The 1,749-nt window shown below is 38.4% G+C and carries 1 protein-coding gene; it reads right to left on the reverse strand.

Annotation, left to right across the window (positions count from 1 at the left end; genetic code table 11):
- Positions 1-528 precede the first annotated feature (528 nt).
- Positions 529-1,266 (reverse strand): dienelactone hydrolase family protein, encoded by a 738-nt coding sequence (locus tag ACWXWT_RS20435; protein WP_456043399.1) that lies wholly within the window; start codon positions 1,264-1,266, stop codon positions 529-531.
- Positions 1,267-1,749: the final 483 nt, after the last annotated feature.

A 1,749-nucleotide genomic window follows, 5' to 3' on the forward strand; every position in this document is an offset into this window, starting at 1 on the left:
AAGTCTCTTTGAAGTGGTCAATATGCATGGTGAGCTCCCGAAAAAAGGGAGTATAAGATCATAGCTAAATGTTAACGTCAAATCGTGTGTTAAGTTGATTGAAAAACGTTCACGATCTCGCCCTGATTTCTACATCAATGTGCCTTGAATTGAAAAACCTGAGAGACTCTGAACTGACCAGATATTTAATGGGATTGGTATTATGCCGATTAATATAGTTTTAGTTCACATTAACCACTCTCTAAACGACCTCGATGGCCAGTATACGTTTATCAAATTTTTTAATTCGACGTTTTCTGAAAAATAGCCGTGTTTGATATGCTGTAGATAAATCAGGCAGTTTCACTTAAGCGAATGATAATATCTTTATCATCAAAACCAACTTAATCAACATTCAAAATGTTAACTGTTAATTAAATCCCTACTTTCACTAGGTATCGACAACGCGATCCCTTACTAACCATTGAGCATCCGCATTCTGCGATTTCTTGTAATAGTTGCTCTCTGTGCGTTGACTCTGCATCCTGACTAGTTCAACACCCGATGAAAAAATGCCACCGCTTGTAAATACATTTGTAAAGCTAAAGCGGCATCGTAACGTTCACCCTCATCTCGCATAAACGCATGCTGAGCATTCACCTCAAGCCAAGTAAAGTTTGCATTGGCCTGTTCAAGCTTTTGGTAAATAAGTTGACGTCCTTCTTTGCTAACATGTGGGTCTTGTTTACCAAATACCATCACTAATTCACTTTTCATATCATCAGTACAAGTGAGAGAGTCATTACCTACATCACAAGGTAAAGTATTTGAATGAATATCGGTAGGATATAAACAAAATGCGCCACTAATGTCTGGATTAAGTGCTGCTCGATACGCTAAATGCCCACCAATACATACGCCCATCGCACCTAATTTATCACTACAAAATGGCTGTGCACGAGCAAAATCAACTAACGCGCAAGTATCACTGTCATGATGCTCTAAAGGCTTAGCCCACTTGTCGGCATTGCCTTTATCTTTACCTGCATCATCATACGCCAACACGGTGCCGATAGGATTGAGCTCATGAAACACTTCTGGGACTAATACTACAAAGCCATGGCTTGCTAAAATAGCGGCCGAGCGAGCTATTGGTGCGGTTTGTTGGAATATTTCTGAGTAAAAAATCACGGTCGCAAACTGGCCCTTATTATCAGGGCGGTATAATGTTGTTCTCATCACACCTGTTGGTGTAGGGATGTCGTGTATTTCTGTTTTAATTATCATAATAATCCATTATCACAAGGGGCCGTTGATCTTACTTGGTTAACATTTCTTCGATATAAATGATTTTTTTAAATATAATACCAATCCCATTAAATATCTGGTCAGTTCACATATTTAATAGGATTGGTATAACTAGGCGGTGCAAGGTGTCACCCAGTTATATAAATGCCTTAAAACTTATTCAATAATGATTTAATAGCCCGTTTAACCACACTTCAGACTGCATGATGACTGACTGAATAACAAGGTGCCATAAGCTCTGGCTTGTATAACATTGTCACGTACAGCTGCAATATTCACCTTGAAAGAACAACAAGCCTTAAGCAAATAAATTAATATAGATATTATACCAATCCCATTAAATATCTAGTCAGTTCAGAGTCTCTCAGGTTTTTCAATTCAAGGCACATTGATGTAGAAATGGTTGTTGCCTTTTAAATCGATGTAACACAGAAGTGGAATACCTGAGAGACTCCATTCTGG

It is taken from the genome of Shewanella sp. A22 (assembly GCF_053850585.1).